Annotated in this window: 15 protein-coding genes; 4 read left to right on the forward strand and 11 right to left on the reverse strand. The window is 37.1% G+C overall.

All coding sequences use genetic code 11. The features are described from left to right. Positions 1-93: 93 nt before the first annotated feature. The 11 genes from AC3WV0_RS01225 to AC3WV0_RS01275 form a co-directional block, all read right to left on the reverse strand. Positions 94-456 (reverse strand): hypothetical protein, encoded by a 363-nt coding sequence (locus tag AC3WV0_RS01225; RefSeq protein WP_488843237.1) that lies wholly within the window; start codon positions 454-456, stop codon positions 94-96. Between the two features lie 164 nt (positions 457-620). Then, on the reverse strand, positions 621-2,528 hold the full coding sequence (acs, locus tag AC3WV0_RS01230; RefSeq protein WP_488843239.1) for an acetate--CoA ligase: 1,908 nt from the start codon (positions 2,526-2,528) through the stop codon (positions 621-623). A gap of 40 nt (positions 2,529-2,568) precedes the next feature. Beyond that, positions 2,569-4,467 carry an AMP-binding protein gene (locus tag AC3WV0_RS01235; protein ID WP_488843241.1) on the reverse strand — a complete coding sequence of 633 codons (1,899 nt, stop codon included), beginning with the start codon at positions 4,465-4,467 and terminating at the stop codon, positions 2,569-2,571. A 32-nt stretch (positions 4,468-4,499) separates the two neighbouring features. After that, positions 4,500-4,862, reverse strand: a complete 363-nt coding sequence (locus tag AC3WV0_RS01240; protein WP_488843243.1) for a response regulator transcription factor — start codon at positions 4,860-4,862, stop codon at positions 4,500-4,502. Positions 4,863-4,939: 77 nt separating this feature from the next. Further along, on the reverse strand, positions 4,940-5,428 hold the full coding sequence (gene tnpA, locus AC3WV0_RS01245; RefSeq protein ID WP_488843245.1) for an IS200/IS605 family transposase: 489 nt from the start codon (positions 5,426-5,428) through the stop codon (positions 4,940-4,942). A 20-nt stretch (positions 5,429-5,448) separates the two neighbouring features. Continuing rightward, the gene (locus tag AC3WV0_RS01250; RefSeq protein ID WP_488844692.1) at positions 5,449-8,166 is read right to left on the reverse strand and encodes an ATP-binding protein; all 2,718 of its coding nucleotides are present in this window, start codon (positions 8,164-8,166) and stop codon (positions 5,449-5,451) included. Next, positions 8,159-8,353, reverse strand: coding sequence for a hypothetical protein (locus AC3WV0_RS01255; RefSeq protein ID WP_312899961.1), 195 nt, complete (start codon positions 8,351-8,353; stop codon positions 8,159-8,161). The genes AC3WV0_RS01250 and AC3WV0_RS01255 overlap by 8 nt, the downstream gene beginning before the upstream one ends. A gap of 84 nt (positions 8,354-8,437) precedes the next feature. Beyond that, a complete protein-coding gene (locus tag AC3WV0_RS01260) occupies positions 8,438-8,665 on the reverse strand; it encodes a DUF6814 family protein (protein WP_488843248.1) in 228 nt (75 codons plus the stop codon). 44 nt (positions 8,666-8,709) lie between these two features. Continuing rightward, complete coding sequence (locus AC3WV0_RS01265; RefSeq protein ID WP_488843250.1) at positions 8,710-10,290, reverse strand: MFS transporter; 1,581 nt, start codon at positions 10,288-10,290, stop codon at positions 8,710-8,712. 66 nt (positions 10,291-10,356) lie between these two features. Continuing rightward, positions 10,357-11,736, reverse strand: a complete 1,380-nt coding sequence (locus AC3WV0_RS01270; protein WP_488843252.1) for a porin — start codon at positions 11,734-11,736, stop codon at positions 10,357-10,359. A 192-nt stretch (positions 11,737-11,928) separates the two neighbouring features. Then, a complete protein-coding gene (locus tag AC3WV0_RS01275; protein WP_488843254.1) occupies positions 11,929-12,345 on the reverse strand; it encodes a transposase in 417 nt (138 codons plus the stop codon). Positions 12,346-12,505: 160 nt separating this feature from the next. Between AC3WV0_RS01275 and AC3WV0_RS01280 the strand changes: the two genes are divergently transcribed. The 4 genes from AC3WV0_RS01280 (at position 12,506) to AC3WV0_RS01295 (ending at position 17,008) form a co-directional block, all read left to right on the forward strand. After that, entirely contained in the window at positions 12,506-13,102 is a 597-nt protein-coding gene (locus AC3WV0_RS01280; RefSeq protein WP_488843256.1) for a GNAT family N-acetyltransferase, read from the forward strand. Then, positions 13,074-14,261, forward strand: a complete 1,188-nt coding sequence (argG, locus tag AC3WV0_RS01285) for an argininosuccinate synthase (RefSeq protein ID WP_488843258.1) — start codon at positions 13,074-13,076, stop codon at positions 14,259-14,261. Before AC3WV0_RS01280 ends, argG begins: the two co-directional genes overlap by 29 nt. Before the next feature lie 298 nt (positions 14,262-14,559). Beyond that, a complete protein-coding gene (argC, locus tag AC3WV0_RS01290; RefSeq protein WP_488843260.1) occupies positions 14,560-15,525 on the forward strand; it encodes an N-acetyl-gamma-glutamyl-phosphate reductase in 966 nt (321 codons plus the stop codon). Between the two features lie 343 nt (positions 15,526-15,868). Next, complete coding sequence (locus AC3WV0_RS01295) at positions 15,869-17,008, forward strand: aspartate aminotransferase family protein (RefSeq protein WP_488843262.1); 1,140 nt, start codon at positions 15,869-15,871, stop codon at positions 17,006-17,008. Positions 17,009-17,271: the final 263 nt, after the last annotated feature.

Below are 17,271 nucleotides of genomic sequence, written 5' to 3' on the forward strand. Positions count from 1 at the left end.
TTTAACGAAAATACGAAAAATTTAGCACTTTCAAATACAAAAAATCCGTAGATTGATCTACGGATTTGGGTTATTAATTCTTATCATTTGTTTCTAAAACTTTACCTCGGAGTCCATTCCGCTGGTAGCTCCTTTGATTCTTACATCAGGACTGTTGTGGATTTCCGCTTTGTTCCTGACGTTTATATAGTTTTTAATGTCTGTATAATTGGCCTGTTCGAGACTCATATTTTCAAAAAGATAAGTTTTCATGACGGTATTCTGGCTGAAGATATTCTTGGCACTGTCAACCTGATTTTCTTTCACCGCTACACTTACAATATAAGGCGAATGATGATTATCTTCATTCAGATATACAATATAATCTGAATTTCCAAAGCCTGAATTTTCAAGATCGGCTTCTAGTTTTTTATAATCGCTGTGGGGTTCAAATAATCCAGCTAAAATATTTGACATAGCAATAGTTTTTAATTTGTATTAAAGGTAATGAATTTTTCTGAATTATTCAATTATTTTCAATGTAATATTTAATTTATTGTATTGTCTATAATTAAATCTATTTTTATTTAAAATATCTATTACTCGTTAATAAAATGGGCGAAAACATTCCGCCCATTTTTTTAAACTCTTTCATTTTTAATTTCTTCAACAATTTCGGGATTTAAAAGTGTTGTAATGTCACCAAAATTACCGAAGTCACCTTCTGCAATCTTTCTCAGGATTCTTCGCATAATCTTTCCGGAACGTGTCTTCGGAAGACCTGAAACGAACTGTATTTTATCCAGTTTTGCGATCGGACCGATCTGCTCGGAAATCAGTTGATTAATTTCTTTTTTAAGATTATCCCTCTGTCTGCTTTCGCCAGTTTCTTTTAAAACAACATAACCGTATAAAGCATTTCCTTTAATATCATGAGGATAGCCTACAATCGCAGATTCTGCTACAGCCGGATGCTGATTGATACTGTCTTCTATAGGCGCTGTTCCCAGATTGTGTCCCGAAACGATGATCACATCATCTACACGACCGGTAATTCTGTAATAGCCTACTTCATCACGCAATGCCCCGTCACCTGTGAAATATTTACCCGGAAAAGCCGTAAAATAAGTTTCCTTATATCGCTGATGATCTCCCCAAATCGTTCTGGCAATTCCCGGCCATGGGAAACGGATGCAAAGATTTCCGGTTACCTGATTGCCCATGATCTCATTACGTTTATCGTCCATTAAAACAGGTTGTATTCCCGGTAAAGGTAATGTGGCGTATGTTGGCTTGGTAGGAGTTACGAATGGGAGAGGAGAGATCATAATTCCTCCGGTTTCCGTTTGCCACCATGTGTCGACAATCGGGCATTTTTTCTTTCCTACATGATCATTGAACCAATGCCACGCTTCTTCGTTAATTGGCTCACCTACCGATCCAATGACTTTTAGTGTGCTCAGATCATGTTTATCGACCCATTCCACACTTTCTTTTGCTAATGAACGGATTGCTGTAGGAGCAGTATAAAACTGGGTAACTTTATGTTTTTCAATTACCTCCCAGAATCTGTCCGGTTCCGGATATGTTGGTATTCCTTCGAAAATAACGGTTGTCGCGCCATTCAGAAGCGGACCGTAAAGAATGTAGGAATGTCCGGTAATCCAGCCTATATCGGCGGTACACCAGTAAATGTCATTCTCTTGATAATTAAATACATTTTTAAAAGTATAAGCCGTATATACCATATAGCCTGCGCAGGTGTGAAGCATTCCTTTCGGTTTGCCAGTGGAACCTGAAGTATACAAAATGAAAAGCGGGTCTTCTGCATCCATAATCACACTTACAAAATCCGGTGAAGCACTTTCGTAAAGATCTTCCATCCAGAAATCTCTGTGTTCTTTCATTTTGATGTCGTTACGGGTTCTTTTTACAACCAGCACTTTTTCTACGCTTGGTGTTTTTTCTAACGCTTCATCAACGATACTTTTTAAATCTAAAACTTTATTGCCTCTATAACTTCCATCAGAAGTAATCACCATTTTTGCTCCGCAGTCATTCACTCTCGAAGCTACAGCAGAAGCTGAAAATCCTGCAAAGATTACAGAATGAATCGCTCCCAGCTTGGCACAGGCCAGCATCGCAACGGCCAGCTCAGGAATCATCGGAAGATAGATGCATACTCTGTCTCCTTTTTCAATGCCCATTTCCCGTAAAACATTAGCTGTTTTGTTTACTCTGGTATATAATTCACTATAAGAAATATGCTGTGCTTCTTCTTTTGGATCATTGGGTTCCCAGATAATGGCGGTTTTATCTCCTCTTACGGAAAGGTGCCTGTCCAGACAGTTTTTGGTGATATTTAATTTGGCATTTTTAAACCAGGCAATCTTGGCCTCATTCATATCGTATTTTACGACCTTACTCCAGCGCTGATACCATACAAAGTTTTCATCGGCTATTTTATCCCAGAATTTTTTAGGATTTTTAATCGATTTTTTATAATCTTCGAAATAATGCGGTAAATCTTCAATCAGGTAGTTTCTCATATCCCTTAATTTTATTCTTTTTTATATTTTAAATTTAAACTTAATTTCTCTTTTCTGCTCGATACTCTATGATTTTTTGCTGAATTTCCTCAATGATTTTTTCATCATCTATTGTTGACGGAATCTGAAAATCTTTTTTATCCAGAAGAGTTCTGATGAGCTTCCTCAGTATTTTTCCGGAACGGGTTTTGGGTAAGCGTTTGACGGTCATTACATTTTTAAGACAGGCAACAGCTCCAATTTTTTCACGCACATTTTTCACGATGTCTTTTTCTACATCTTCTTCAGAAATTATGGAACCGTTCTTCAGAACGACTGTGGCAAAGGGAATTTGTCCTTTAAGATCATCATCAATTCCTACCACGGCACATTCTGCAACATCGGGATGAGACGAAACGATTTCTTCCATTTCTGATGTCGAAAGCCGGTGTCCTGCAACATTGATCACATCGTCAACTCTTCCGGTAATAAAAATATATCCGTCTTCATCCTTAATTGCACCATCCCCCGAAAAATAATACCCGTGATACTGCGACAGATAGCTGCTTTGAAAGCGCTCATGATCATTCCAGATTCCGAGTAAAGCACCGGGCGGAAGTGGAAGTTTGATCACCAGGTAACCTTCATGGTGCGGATCCAGCTCATAGCCATTTTCGTCAAAGATTTTTATATCATACCCCGGAATCGGTTTTCCGGCGGAAGCTCTTTTGATGGTATAATCATCATTAGAAGTCATTAAGCCCAGCATCGGCCAGCCAGATTCTGTCTGCCACCAATGGTCGATAGCGGGCACTCCGATATGTTCTGCAAACCAGTCCAGTGTTGCCACGTCACATCTTTCACCTGCCAGAAACTGCTTTTTAAAATGGCTTAAATCATATTTTTTCACCAGTTCTCCGGTTGGGTCTTCCTTTTTTATTGCTCTGATTGCCGTGGGTGCCGTAAACATCACAGAAACTTTATATTCTGAAATAATTCTCCAGAATGTTCCAGCATCTGGTGTCATAATGGGTTTACCTTCAAAAATAACGGTTGTATTCCTGTTGATCAATGGTCCGTACACAGAAAAACTATGACCGACGGCCCATCCGAAATCGGAAGCTGCCCAATACGTTTCGCCGGGTTCGACACCATAAATGTATTTCATGGAAAATTTCAGGGCTGTGGCATAGCCACCAGTATCACGGGTGATTCCTTTCGGCTTTCCGGTAGTTCCGGATGTATACAGTAAATAGAGCGGGTGCGTGGATTCAACAGAAACACAATCTGCTGGTTCTGATTGTTGCACCAGTTCTTCGTAATCAATCAGTCCTTCAAACATTTCGTGTTGATTATCTGCTAATTTCCTGTTAAATACAATAATATTTTCAACCTTATCTTGTGCAAGAGCGATCGCTTTTTCAACCAGTGGTAAGTAAGGAATTCTTTTAGCAATTTCAACACCTGCCGTTGCGGTAATTAAAGCTTTTGGTTTACAGTCGTCGATTCTTACCACGAGTTCGTGCGGTGCAAACCCCCCGAAAACAACATTGTGAATGACGCCTATCCGTGCACAAGCCAGCATGGCAAAAAGTGTCTGAGGAATCATCGGCATATAAATAACAGCGGTATCTCCCTTTTTTAAACCTAAAGAAACCAAGCCTCCCGCTAATTTCGAAATTTCCGCTTTTGCCTGATTGAAAGTATATGTTTTCTTTTGCTCTGTGACCGGCGAGTCGTAGATCACTGCTATTTGTTCTCCATGACCGTCATTGATGTGCTTGTCTATGCATAAATAACACATATTCAATCTTCCGTCGGAAAACCATTGGGTGTAATTGTTTTCGTCTTGCGAGAGAATTTGTGACGGAAATTGAAACCAGTCGATTTCCTGTGCCTGGTTTTCCCAGAAACTTTCTTTATCTTCTATACTTCTTTGAAATAAATTTTCTGCATTCATGATATTTTTATTTTGTGTTTCAATCTTAAAAACTATTCAAACATTTCTTCGATCTGCTGCATCAGTTTCTTGATAGAATAGGGTTTGGTAACGTATGCGTCAGCTCCCATTTCCAGTCCTTTTTCAATATCTCTCGGATTATTTTTCGCACTCAGGAAAATAACTTTGGTTTTTTGTAATTTTTCATTTTGTTTAATAATGTCTAACGTGCTAAAACCGTCGAGATTGGGCATCATAATGTCCAGTAAAATAACATCCGGAATCATATTTTTTAAAAATTCCAGAACTTCAGTTCCGTCCCTGGCAATATATACGTCGTAGCCGTTTTTCTTAAAGCTGTACTCCAGCGACATTAATATCTTGTGTTCATCATCTGCAATAATTATCTTTTTCATTCTCTAATTTCTTCTTTATGGTTCAACTTCATTGTTTGTTTTTTTGGGGAACCCGTAAGGGTTGAATGCATTAATGTTCATTCTGATTCAATTCCATGTTCAGCTAAAAGCTGTTTAAATTCATTTTCAAATGTCTCTATTTTATGGCGTTCTTTTTGACTTTTTATATAATTTATAATAGTTTCCTTGTCTTTTATCGAACTGGTAAATGCTCCGTAACCTTCCTGCCATCCGGTAAATTCAGGAAACAGCCCTGATTCTTTCATCCATAAATTTGTTGCCACTTTAATGTCTTTTACCAGATTGCTGAGATTTATATTGGGATGGAGATCACAAAAAATATGAATGTGGTCCGGCATTCCATTAATTCTGTATAATTTACATTTTTTATTTCTTAAAATACCCCAAATATATTTGTATAGCTCTGTTTCATTCTTTTCGTTAATTGTTGATTCTCTATGTTTTGTTCCAAAAACAATATGATAAAATATTTGTCGATACGTTCCCATTTTTTCATTTGTGTTTTTATTATTGAACCCTGCGGGTTCGGGTTTATTTACATTCACCTACCTCATTTCCATAGGTTTTACCTACGGCTATTGTTGTTGAACCCTTCGGGTTCTTTATCACCGTTCTTATTTCTGCTTGGCAAAATAATCGTAAACGTCACGCCCAACCCGCTGTTTTCTGCTTTTATGGTTCCGCCCTGTGCCTGAACTATTTTTTTACAGATTGCTAACCCAAGTCCGCTTCCTGTAGGTTTTAAAATATTTTGATTTTTTGACTGATAAAATTTATCAAAGATCATTTCCAGATCTTCTTCAGGGATATTTTTTCCCGTATTGAAAATCTTAATAATCAGCTGGTCTTCTTTCTCAGATAATTTTGTCTGAATGGTTCCCTGTTCGTCGGTAAATTTTAAGGCATTTCCCAAAATATTCTGGAATAGTTGAATCATTCGGGCTTCGTCATATTCAAATAAAAAATGATTGAGCAGATTAACTTCGCTTAAGTGAATATTTTTCTGATGAATAAGATGCAAAAGCGGATTTAGCGCCTTTTTATAGGTTTCAATAATGTTATTCTCCTGAATGTGTAACGCTATTTCGCCGTGTTCCAGCTTATCCAGATACAGGATATCATTAATAATTTCACTTAACCTGTCGGATTCTGTAATGATATTATTTAAAAATTCTTTTTTAATCTCTAAAGGAATATCATCATCATCGGCCAGAATTTCCCCTGCTGAGCGGATTGCTGTAATCGGTGTTCTTAATTCATGTGCCACAGAGTCTAGAAAATCATCTTTCTGACGGTCTTTGATGATCAGGTTTTCATTGGCATTTCGCAAATCATTAGACAGTTTTTGCAGCTCTTCCGACTGCTCAGTGAGTTTTTTATTAAGGGTAATATTTTCTTTAGATTCTTCCAGAATGTTTAAAACCTCTTTTAAGGAAATTTTATCTTCTTTTGTTACACCTTCAATTAAAATTTTTGCAGAAGCTGTTCCTATTCTTCCTGCCAGAAGGTTTTCGGAGAACTTAATAAATCGGGAATCTGCCGTTTCCGACTGAGAATCAATATTATACTTTAAATTAAATATCCTTAAAGCCTGTTCCGTTTTGTTTTTACCTAAAAATCGCTCCAGAATATTTTTTATATCTGATACATAGGCTGTTCCGCGCCAGATAAAAGCATTCTCATGATTTTGAATGTATTTATCGATATCGACGTACAGTTCGGCAAAATTTCTTTCACGATAGTTCCCTTTGATGCTTACTGAGATAATCCCAAACAAGCCTGTATTCACCAGCAATGACCAAAAGAAAATCTGTGGAATTCTTCCTAAGTAAGGAATGGTGAAAAAATCAAAAGCGTTATACATATCCCTGAGAACCCCTTTAAATTCCTGATTGTAAGAGAAATAGTACTGAGGAATGATTAACCCGAAATAACAAATGATAAGTCCTGCTAAAAGCCCTATGATAGCACCTTTATAACTTCCTCTTCTCCAGAAAATAGCTCCGAAAAAAGAAGGCGCCAGCTGGGCGATAACGACAAATGAAATCAATCCGACTGAATCTAGAGAAGTTTTTAAAATAAAATATTTATAAAAGGCAAATGCCATGATAATCAGGGCGAAAATGCTGAATTTTCTGACGTTGGTAATATTACGGGTATTCTGGACTTCGTTTTCAGATTTAAATTTTCCCAACAATCCATACGGAATAATCAGGTTATTGGAAAGCATAATGGATAAAGTGATGGCTGAAATAATAATCATCGATATGCAGGAACTTAGTCCTCCCAGGAACACCAAAACTGTAATCAGTGTATTGTTGAAATGCTGCGGAATTAAAATGGAATAGAATTCGGGATTTACTTTCTGACCCTTGAAGATCAGTCGCCCGCCCCAAGCGATAGGAAAGATAAATATAGTGAAAATCAATAAGTAAAGAGGGAAAAACCATATCGCTGTTTTGATGTGCTTCTCTTGTCTGTTTTCCACGATTGCGGTATGAAACTGCCTTGGAAGTATGCAGATTGCTGTTCCGGAAATCATACATAACACCATCCAGTTCATCGCACCTTCAATGCCGTTAAACGTATTTTTTTCTTTAAAATCTTCAAACTGACTTGCCTTTTGGTAAATATCCGAAAATCCGTCAAACACAAAATAAATAACAAAAAGTCCTAAAATAATAATGAAAAACAATTTCAGAAAGCTTTCTAAGGCAATCGCGGAAATAATTCCCAAACGTTTTTCCGAAGCATCTACATATCTGGTTCCATAATATGATGAAAATAAAGCGATCAAAACGACCACAAAAGTCGCATTATCTGAAAGAATGTTTTTTGACATTGGTGTTTCTGTCACCAAATGAAAAGTCTCGGAAATTGCCTTGATCTGCAAACCGATATACGGAACGATAGCCAAAAGGCAGACAATCGTAATTACTGCACTAAAGCTTCTGCTGTTTCCATATCTCAGGGAGATAAAGTCTGCAAGGCTGCTGATCTTATTTACCCTTGAAATCCGTACAATCCGTGTATTGATGTAAATCCATGCAGGAATAATGATGATAGGCCCGATATAGATCGGAAGATAATTGAGTCCGCTTGTTGCTGCAACGCCTATGCTGCCGTAGTAGGTCCAGGCTGTACAGTACACTGCCAGCGAAAGTGCATAAATGTAGGGATTGTTGATCCAAAGTTTGCTCTTTTTCTTCTCCGCCAGATAAGCGACTAAGAACAAAAGTGCCAGGTAAAACAAAACCACGGTGAATAATGCGAAACTACTCATCATATTTTTTTATGATTACAAAAGATATAATGATGGAAATCATCCAGAGAACGAAAATATAAATCAGAATCATCGGATAGCCGAGAACTTCCCGGTCACTATTGAAAAGTAGCGAAACCGGAATACTGAATGCTATTAAAAGTCCGATGCTCAGGATGATTAATTTTTGTTCGTGTCTCTTTTTCATGATTAATGATTGATGAATGATAATTGATAGTTTGACGATTTTGAGTTCATCATGTATCAATTATCATTCATTATTTATTATAAATTATTCTTTATGGTCAGAATATTCTCCCGTCAGCGAGTAATATCCGAAAATGGCCATTCCGCCGGAGATAATCGGCATCAGTACAAAGAGGATGATGATTCCGAAAACCAGGTCTTCCTGTTTTCCTGATGTTATTTTCGGGATTCCCATTACCGTGATTCCGAAGTATCCCACTACCAGAGCGATGGCGATCCAGAGTATACCTAATATTTTTTTGATTCCGTTCATTTTAGTTGTTTTAAAATTAATAAAAAAATTTACTGATTCGGTTGCTAATCATGAATATTATTGTTCTTATTTTTAAGATAAAATAATCCGATTAATAAACAGACTCCGGCAACTCCGATAGGATACCAAAGTCCTTCCAGGTACCAAGTTGCATGTCCTGCCTCTTTTCCTGTGGTAACCAGATAAGTTGCTACAGCTGGAAGCAAGCCTCCGAAAACACCGTTTCCGATATGATAAGGAAGAGACATTGAAGTGTAACGAATCCTCACCGGGAACATCTCTACCAAAAATGCTGCGATAGGACCGTAAACCATCGTCACAAATATCACTTGAATGAATACCATAAAAATGAGATACCATTTTGTATTATCGGCCAATTTGATGCTTTGGGAAACTTTCGGTTCTTCCGCTTTTCCGTCTTTTATAACGGGCCCGGTCGGTGACCAGTGTACAACACTGTCTTTTTTAATTAAAGTTCCGTCGGTGTATAATGTTTCTTTATGGAAGTTTATCAGGCTGTCGGTTGTTATTTTATCATGAATTTTAGCTGTTCTCGTTTCTGTAATTCCATTGGCGGCAACCGTTTTATTCTCAAGATTTACGCTTTTAAACATACTGTCATAAATAGGCCTGTAGACCAGAATAGCAATCAGCATTCCCGTCATCATCACGGCTTTTCGTCCGACTTTATCCGACAGCCATCCGAAGAATACGAAGAACGGTGTTCCCAGAAATAATGCGGTGGCCATTAATGAATCAACCTGTGCAGATTCTACATTCATTACTTTCTGAAGGAAGCTCATTGCATAAAACTGTCCCGTATACCAGATAACGCCTTGTCCCATCGCAGCTCCGAATAATGCGAGTAAAACAAATTTAAAATTGAATTTATTCCCGAAACTTTCTTTTAAAGGGTTTTTCGAAGTTTTTCCTTCACTTTTAGCTTTTGCAAACAGTGGAGATTCTTTCATATTTCTTCTGATGATATAAGAAACTCCTACCATTAGAATGGATATCCAGAATGGTACTCTCCAGCCCCAGCCGTCAAATTCTTCTGCGGAAAGAGTTGTTTTGGTCACAAGAATAACGATTAATGAAATGAAAAGCCCTGCGGTTGCCGTTGTCTGGATCCATGAAGTCCAGTAGCCTCTTCTTCCGGGTTGTGCATATTCTGCGACATAGGTTGCTGCCCCTCCGTATTCACCGCCAAGAGCTAAGCCTTGTAATAATCTTAAAATTAAAACTAAAACAGGTGCTAAAAATCCGATGGTCTCATAACTTGGAATACATCCGATAAGGAAAGTTGAAAATCCCATGATCAGTAAAGTAACCAGGAAGGTATATTTTCTTCCGATGATATCTCCCAGTCTTCCGAAGAATAGTGCTCCGAAAGGCCTTACCACAAAACCTGCTGCAAAAGTGGCTAAGGTAGATAAAAATGCTGCGGTCGGGTTATCAGCCGGGAAAAATTTCGTAGCTAAAACGACGGCTAAACTCCCGAAGATATAGAAATCGTACCATTCGATTAATGTTCCGAGTGATGATGCCGTAATAACGCCCCAAATCGTGCGATTTTTTTGCCTTTCGGTCATATTCTCGTAGCTTACTTGATTGTTATCGCTCATATGATGTAATTTTTAATGTTAATTTGAATTGATTAATGAGTTTCTTACTATTTAAATTCAGCATATCTATAAGTAAATTTGAAACTGTACTATGAATTCCCCCTTGGAAGACGGGCTTTCAGTCGGGCTTGTGTACACTGGCCTCGTAGAATATTGAGTGGTGATTTTAGCATGATGACCGTCTATAAACCAGTTCGCACCGATATCAAATTGTGATGAAGATTTATCGAAAGCTTCAAAGTTTTTATGCGTATACGCCGCAAAAGGCTGGATTCTTATTTTTGGTTTTTCTGCCTGGCTCGGTAATAATAATCCCGCCTGTGCGTAGATAATATTACCTGTTCCGATAGTTGGCTGTAGATTTCCCGGACCGGCAATGGCTTTATTTCCAACAAAATTCGGATCGGAAGATGCGATATTCATGATGCCGATATTTCTGATATAATTGGGGCCAAATTGATAATTGTAGTATCCTGCATAAGCTGAAACCGCCATCTTATTTTTGGCATTTCCCAGCGGAATATCTGCGAAAGCATCAACTGCAACAAGTGTAATGTCATGTTTTTCAATATTGGAATTCACAGAAGTTCTCGTTCCGTCTTTCTGATGATAAAATCCGGCACCTACATTGAAAACTTTTTTGGTTCCTAAGTAAGAACCCACTTTAAAAGGCAACAGATTCGATTCTTCATCCAGAAACTGGTATTCAACATATCCTGCTTTTGAGAAGCTCGGATTTCCGTTGTTGTCGACGGCTACTGCTTTTGATGGATCTGTAATATTCGCCGGAACCAGATCGGTAGCGAAAGGTTTGTTTAAACTGAAACGATATTCCAGTTTTCCATATTTTCCTTTGGCAAACATTCCGAGCTGTCTCGCAAACTGGTCGGAATTATCAATCAGCGGCCACGTGAAAATAGGAGAGTCTACCGTAAGGAAATTCAACGTAGAAGCCATTGTCATACGGGAAAGTCCCATATAATAATGCAATCCGGCTCCTAAAGTCAAACTGAATTTTCCGGCTTCTCCAGGCATAATAACAGCATATTCATTCCATGCATCATGGAAAAACATTTGCGGTTTCTTACCGTTTCCGTAGCCTCCCGTGCCCGAAGTTCCTGAGCCGCCACCATTGATAAAGGTCTGGTTATTAATTCCAAAATGGGCTAAGATCATATATCTTTTGGAAATCTGAGCATATGCCAATGCACGCAACCTTCTATTTCCCAGGCTCCATGAATTATCAGTTGGTTCTCCACCAACCATACTGCCGGGATTCATTTCGGTATTCCTCAACCAAAACTGATCCCATAAAATAAATCTGATGTATTTGTCACCTTGCTGATTGAGATTTATTTTTAATCCACTTCCATAATCAGGTGAACCTTGGGAATATAAAGAATTGCTGATTAGAGCCAATCCGATAAAAGTGAGTAATTTTTTCATAAATTATCAATTTTTGGTATCGTTTTTTATGAAAGCCAAATTGTAATTAATAATTTATTTGAAAAAATTTAATATATATTAGTGCTAATGATATAGTTAATGTTTAATATTCTATGTTTTTAGTTTAAGTTTATATTTATATAAGATCATTTTTAAGATTCACAATTAACTTACTAACAATTGAATAAAGAATTATTTTTTAAATCTTTCCCATTTTATCAGCATATATTTATCAGCGAATTGCGTAATGATCAATCCGGAATTTTTAATATTTTCTTCTTTGCTCATATATTCAATCAACTCATTCTGCTTTAAAATTTTGTACACCGGATGAAATTCAGAATGAGGTGGTCTTGTGATATTGTATTTCTTAATCCATGAACTGATGGTCACATGTGAAACACCAATAATTCTCTCAATCTCACGGAAACTTAATCCTTCCAGATAGAGCTGTAACGCTTTGGTTACGTAATAATCATCGATCTGTTTTCCTAATTTCTTTACCGTAAAATAATAGTTGCAGTCTTTACAGAGAAAACGCTGTTTGTTGTTTACAATTCCGCTTTTTACAACCTTAGTATTGTTACATTTCGGACACCAATTTTCCATGACTATATCTTTTTAGCAAATATATAATAAATTAGCAAAATATTAAATTTACATAAAGATAAAATTACCTGTGTATTAGTTTATTTCAATAAAATTATCTTTTATACTTGTTTATTATGGAAATTATATTTTAAATTTGCCGAAAATTTTAGATAAATAAATGGAAATAGAAATTTCCTCATCCATTCATTTGATGTATGTGAATGAAATACAGCAGGAAATGTATGATTCTGCACAGCGTCGGGGGACGGGCATTGCTAAACGTTCTATCGAATACCTCAGTAAAAAAATTATTGAAGGAAATGCGGTAATGGCTACTGATAAAGGAAAATGGGTGGGTTTCTGCTATATCGAAACGTGGTCTCATGGACAGTTTGTAGCTAATTCCGGACTGATCGTTTCTCCTGAATTCAGGCACTTGGGTGTGGCAAGATTAATTAAAGATAAAGTGTTCACTTTATCCCGAAATAAGTATCCGAACGCGAAAATTTTCGGATTAACTACCGGATTAGCGGTCATGAAAATTAATAGTGATTTGGGATATAAGCCAGTTATTTATTCCGAACTTACTCAGGATGAAGAGTTTTGGAACGGCTGCAAAAGCTGTGTGAATTATGATATTCTAATGAAGAAAGAACGGAAAAATTGTCTTTGCACGGCAATGCTTTTTGTTCCGGAAAATATAAAAAACAGTGCTGAGAAATCTCAGTCTGAAAATCAATACAATAATGAACAAGAAAGTAGTTTTAGCATTTAGTGGAGGTCTTGATACCTCTTACTGCGCCAAATATCTTAGTGAAATACTGGGATATGATGTATATGCAGTCACTGTAAATACCGGCGGTTTTTCTAAAGAAGAAGAAAAAGAGCTGGAGAAAAAAGCCCTTAATCTCGGAGTAAAAGAATACAGGTGTGTTGATGCTCAGGAAGATTATTACAATTCTTGCGTGAAGTATTTGATTTTTGGGAATGTTTTAAAAAACAATACTTATCCTTTATCCGTAAGTGCGGAACGTACCATTCAGGCGCAGGAAATTGCAAAGTTTGCGATTGAAGTCGGAGCTGATGCTATCGCTCATGGAAGTACGGGAGCAGGAAATGATCAGGTTCGTTTTGACTTGATTTTTCAGGTCATGTGTCCTGATGCCGAGATCATTACGCCGATTCGTGATATGGCTTTATCCCGCGAAGAAGAAATCGAATTTTTGAAAAGTTATGGTTACGAAATGGAGTTCCAAAAGGCGCAATATTCTGTAAACAAAGGACTTTGGGGAACCTCGGTTGGTGGTAAGGAGACTTTGACTTCAAGAAATTATCTGCCTGAAGAAGCTTTTCCTTCTCAGATTAAAGAAACTCAGCCTTCGGAATTAGAAATTGAGTTTAAAAACGGAGAAGTTGTCTCAGTAAACGGAGAAAATTTTGAACATTCGGTGTACGCGATTCAAAAAATTGAAGAATTGGCTTCTGCTTATGGAATCGGTCGTGATATTCACGTTGGAGATACGATTGTCGGAATTAAAGGAAGAGTTGGTTTTGAAGCAGCTGCAGCATCGGTGATTATCAAAGCCCACCATTTGTTGGAAAAACATACGCTTTCAAAATATCAGCAGATGATGAAGTCTCAATTATCCGACTGGTACGGAAACTGGCTTCACGAAGCGCTTTTCCTGGATCCAGTGATGCGAAATATCGAGTCTTTCTTAGCTGATTCTCAAAAAACAGTCAGCGGAAAAGTCTTCATAACGCTTCACCCTTACCGGTTTATTTTAAATGGAATTGAATCTGAGCATGATTTAATGTCCGATAAATTCGGAAGTTATGGCGAAGCAAACCGAGCCTGGACAGGTGAAGATGTAAAAGGCTACACAAAAATTGTAAGCAATTCCTTAAATATATATCATCAGATAAATAAATAAGATTTGGGCAGCTTTATCCGCCTTCCGCTCCCAATCTTTTATTCGTCGTTCCTCCTCACAAAAGGATTTCCGCTCAAGTCGGGCTGCGACAGATTCGATGACTATGAACCCGAAGGGTTCAATATGAATAGCCGTAGGTGAAACCTATGGAAGACAAACGAATGATCAAATCAGAACCCGAAGGGTTCAATACAAATAGCCGTAGGTGAAAACCTATGGCTGGCAAAATCAACAAAAATACCGAACCCGATAGGGTTCAATAATAATATTCATGGATGAAACTGTGAAAAATAATGAAATGAAACAAAAGATAGGAATCATTGGTGCCAACGGTTATACAGGAAGCGAACTGGTTCGTCTGCTGGCTTTTCATCCTCATGTGTCTTTGAGCTTTTTATACAGTCGTTCAAATTCAGGAACAAAAATTTCAGATTTGTACCCTGATTTAGCGACAGTTTGTGAAATGGATTTAACAGATCAGCCAGAAGATGTAGATATTTTATTTTTATGTCTTCCTCACAAAGAAAGCCAGAATTGGCTGACTCAAAATCCTGTAAAAGATTCAACGTTAGTCATCGATTTAGGAAACGATTTTCGTTTGGACGCTAATTTCGGAGACAGAAATTTTATCTACGGATTACCTGAAATCAATAAAAAACAACTTAAAGGAGCGAAAAGTATTGCCAATCCGGGATGTTTTGCCACAGCAATTCAGTTGGCCTTGTTGCCTTTAGCGCAAAAAGGATTGTTAAATGAGGTGTATACAACAGGAATTACAGGATCAACAGGTGCGGGTCAGTCTTTGCAGGCAACGACGCATTTCACCTGGAGGAATGATAATATTTCAGCCTACAAAACGATAACCCATCAGCATGTAGATGAAATTTTAAAGCAGTTAGTTTCTTTTAATACAAATGAGGTCAGTATGAACTTTGTTCCATGGAGAGGGGATTTTGCGAGAGGGATTTTTACGAGTTCCACGGTGAAAACAGAGGTAGAGCTTTCAGAAATATATCAATTGTTCGAAAATTTTTATGCAGATGAACCTTTTGTAAAGGTAAGCGAAAAAGCAATTGATCTAAAGCAGGTTGTCAATACCAATCGCTGTGTGATTCAGATAGAAAAGAGTGGAAATGTTGCAGTTATTCACTCAGCGATTGATAATTTGTTAAAAGGTGCTTCCGGGCAAGCTGTTCAAAATATGAATATTGCCATGGGTTGGGAAGAAAACCTAGGATTAAACTTAAAGCCGATTGCGTTTTAAAAGTGAATTAAAAATGTGAATTGTCAATAAGTCAATCGTGAATTTTAAAAACTCAAATCAAAACGACATAGGAAAGTGGAGCGTTAAGAAAAATAATTTTGTGAATGTTAAAAAAATTCTACTGTTCGAAGCGCGACACAAATGCTGAATTGAAGAAATAATCTTGATTTCGCGCAAGTTTTAGAATTTTTAGAGAACAAAAATATTTTTTAGCGGAATTTTCCAAGTCTTGAACTTTTGTTTCTTTTGTTTGACTACGTCGAATCTTCGATTTCAAGGCAAAAGAAAAATATAAAAAAGATAAAATCATTCATCAAACATCAATTATCATTTATAAATAAACATGAATTTATTCAACGTATATCCATTATTCAGCATTAATCCGGTAAAAGCTCAGGGATCCTTTCTTTGGGACGATAAAGGTGAAAAATATCTTGATTTTTACGGCGGTCATGCTGTGATCTCTATCGGTCACAACCATCCGCATTATCAAACTCAATTAAAAAACCAGCTAGATAAAATATCTTTCTATTCAAACTCAGTTCAGAATGAATTACAAACTGAATTAGCTGAAAAATTAGGAAAACTTTCCGGCTTGGAAGATTATAATTTGTTTCTATGCAATTCAGGTGCTGAAGCGAACGAAAATGCTTTAAAACTGGCTTCTTTCCACAATGGCAAAAATAAAGTGCTGTATTTTTCAGGGTCATTTCACGGAAGAACTTCAGCGGCAGTTTCGGTTACAGATAATCCAAAAATTGTTGCTCCGGTAAATTATGATGAAAGATTTATTAAATCTGAATGGAATAATATCGAACAGCTTGAGAAAGTCTTCGAAAAACACGGAAATGAAATTTCATCCGTAATCATCGAAGGAATTCAGGGAGTTGGCGGAATTATGATTCCAACGGCCGAATTTTTAACTAAAATCAAAGAATTATGCGAAAAATATAATGTTGTTTTGATTTTAGATGAGGTTCAGTCAGGGTACGGAAGAAGCGGATATTTCTTCGCCCATCAGGAATTCGGAATTGAAGCCGATATCATCACAACAGCGAAAGGAATGGGGAATGGTTTCCCGATTGGCGGTGTTTTGATTCACCCGAAATTTCAGGCAAGCAAAGGTTTGTTGGGAACGACTTTCGGCGGAAATCATTTGGCTTGTGTTGCGGCGATTGCGGTGTTGGACGTGATGAAAGATGAAAATCTCATCGAAAATGTTCAGACAATGGGCGAGTATATTGAAAATAAAATTAAAGATTTTCCACATATTAAAACGATTCGAAGGAAAGGGTTGATGATCGGAATTGAACTTGACAGGGATTGTTTAGAAGTGAGGAATAGCCTGTTGTATAATCATCATATTTTTACAGGAAATTCTAATGATAAGACGGTGTTGAGGATTCTTCCGGCGCTTACCATTAAAAAAGAAGAAACTGATGTATTCATAAATGCTTTAAAAGAAGTGTTGGAGAATATTTAAGCTGTGAAAATTATACGGTTTGTCATGCTGAATATAAACTGAAGGTTTACGAACGTAGTTCAGAAGTGGAGTTAAGAATCTCTAAAAATAAAGCTGAGATTCTTCCTTCGTCAGAATGACAAACGCAATTATCATTAGCTGAGTAAAACGCCCTTGCGAACGAAAATGTTTTCAATTTAATAAAAAAGCTTCGCGATCATAGCGTTAAAAACTCAACATAATAGGTAAGATCAAAAATCTTTAAAATTAATTCAAAATGAAAT

The organism is Chryseobacterium sp. 27AL, assembly GCF_057815395.1.

What these genes read in the sequence shown, in the direction of transcription:
- AC3WV0_RS01225 (WP_488843237.1), bottom strand. Translation starts at nt 456, where the DNA reads ATGTCAAATATTTTAGCTGGATTATTTGAACCCCACAGCGATTATAAA.
- acs (WP_488843239.1), bottom strand. Translation starts at nt 2,528, where the DNA reads ATGAGAAACTACCTGATTGAAGATTTACCGCATTATTTCGAAGATTAT.
- AC3WV0_RS01235 (WP_488843241.1), bottom strand. Translation starts at nt 4,467, where the DNA reads ATGAATGCAGAAAATTTATTTCAAAGAAGTATAGAAGATAAAGAAAGT.
- AC3WV0_RS01240 (WP_488843243.1), bottom strand. Translation starts at nt 4,862, where the DNA reads ATGAAAAAGATAATTATTGCAGATGATGAACACAAGATATTAATGTCG.
- AC3WV0_RS01250 (WP_488844692.1), bottom strand. Translation starts at nt 8,166, where the DNA reads ATGAGTAGTTTCGCATTATTCACCGTGGTTTTGTTTTACCTGGCACTT.
- AC3WV0_RS01255 (WP_312899961.1), bottom strand. Translation starts at nt 8,353, where the DNA reads ATGAAAAAGAGACACGAACAAAAATTAATCATCCTGAGCATCGGACTT.
- AC3WV0_RS01260 (WP_488843248.1), bottom strand. Translation starts at nt 8,665, where the DNA reads ATGAACGGAATCAAAAAAATATTAGGTATACTCTGGATCGCCATCGCT.
- AC3WV0_RS01265 (WP_488843250.1), bottom strand. Translation starts at nt 10,290, where the DNA reads ATGAGCGATAACAATCAAGTAAGCTACGAGAATATGACCGAAAGGCAA.
- AC3WV0_RS01270 (WP_488843252.1), bottom strand. Translation starts at nt 11,736, where the DNA reads ATGAAAAAATTACTCACTTTTATCGGATTGGCTCTAATCAGCAATTCT.
- AC3WV0_RS01275 (WP_488843254.1), bottom strand. Translation starts at nt 12,345, where the DNA reads ATGGAAAATTGGTGTCCGAAATGTAACAATACTAAGGTTGTAAAAAGC.
- AC3WV0_RS01280 (WP_488843256.1), top strand. Translation starts at nt 12,506, where the DNA reads ATGGAAATAGAAATTTCCTCATCCATTCATTTGATGTATGTGAATGAA.
- argG (WP_488843258.1), top strand. Translation starts at nt 13,074, where the DNA reads ATGAACAAGAAAGTAGTTTTAGCATTTAGTGGAGGTCTTGATACCTCT.
- argC (WP_488843260.1), top strand. Translation starts at nt 14,560, where the DNA reads ATGAAACAAAAGATAGGAATCATTGGTGCCAACGGTTATACAGGAAGC.
- AC3WV0_RS01295 (WP_488843262.1), top strand. Translation starts at nt 15,869, where the DNA reads ATGAATTTATTCAACGTATATCCATTATTCAGCATTAATCCGGTAAAA.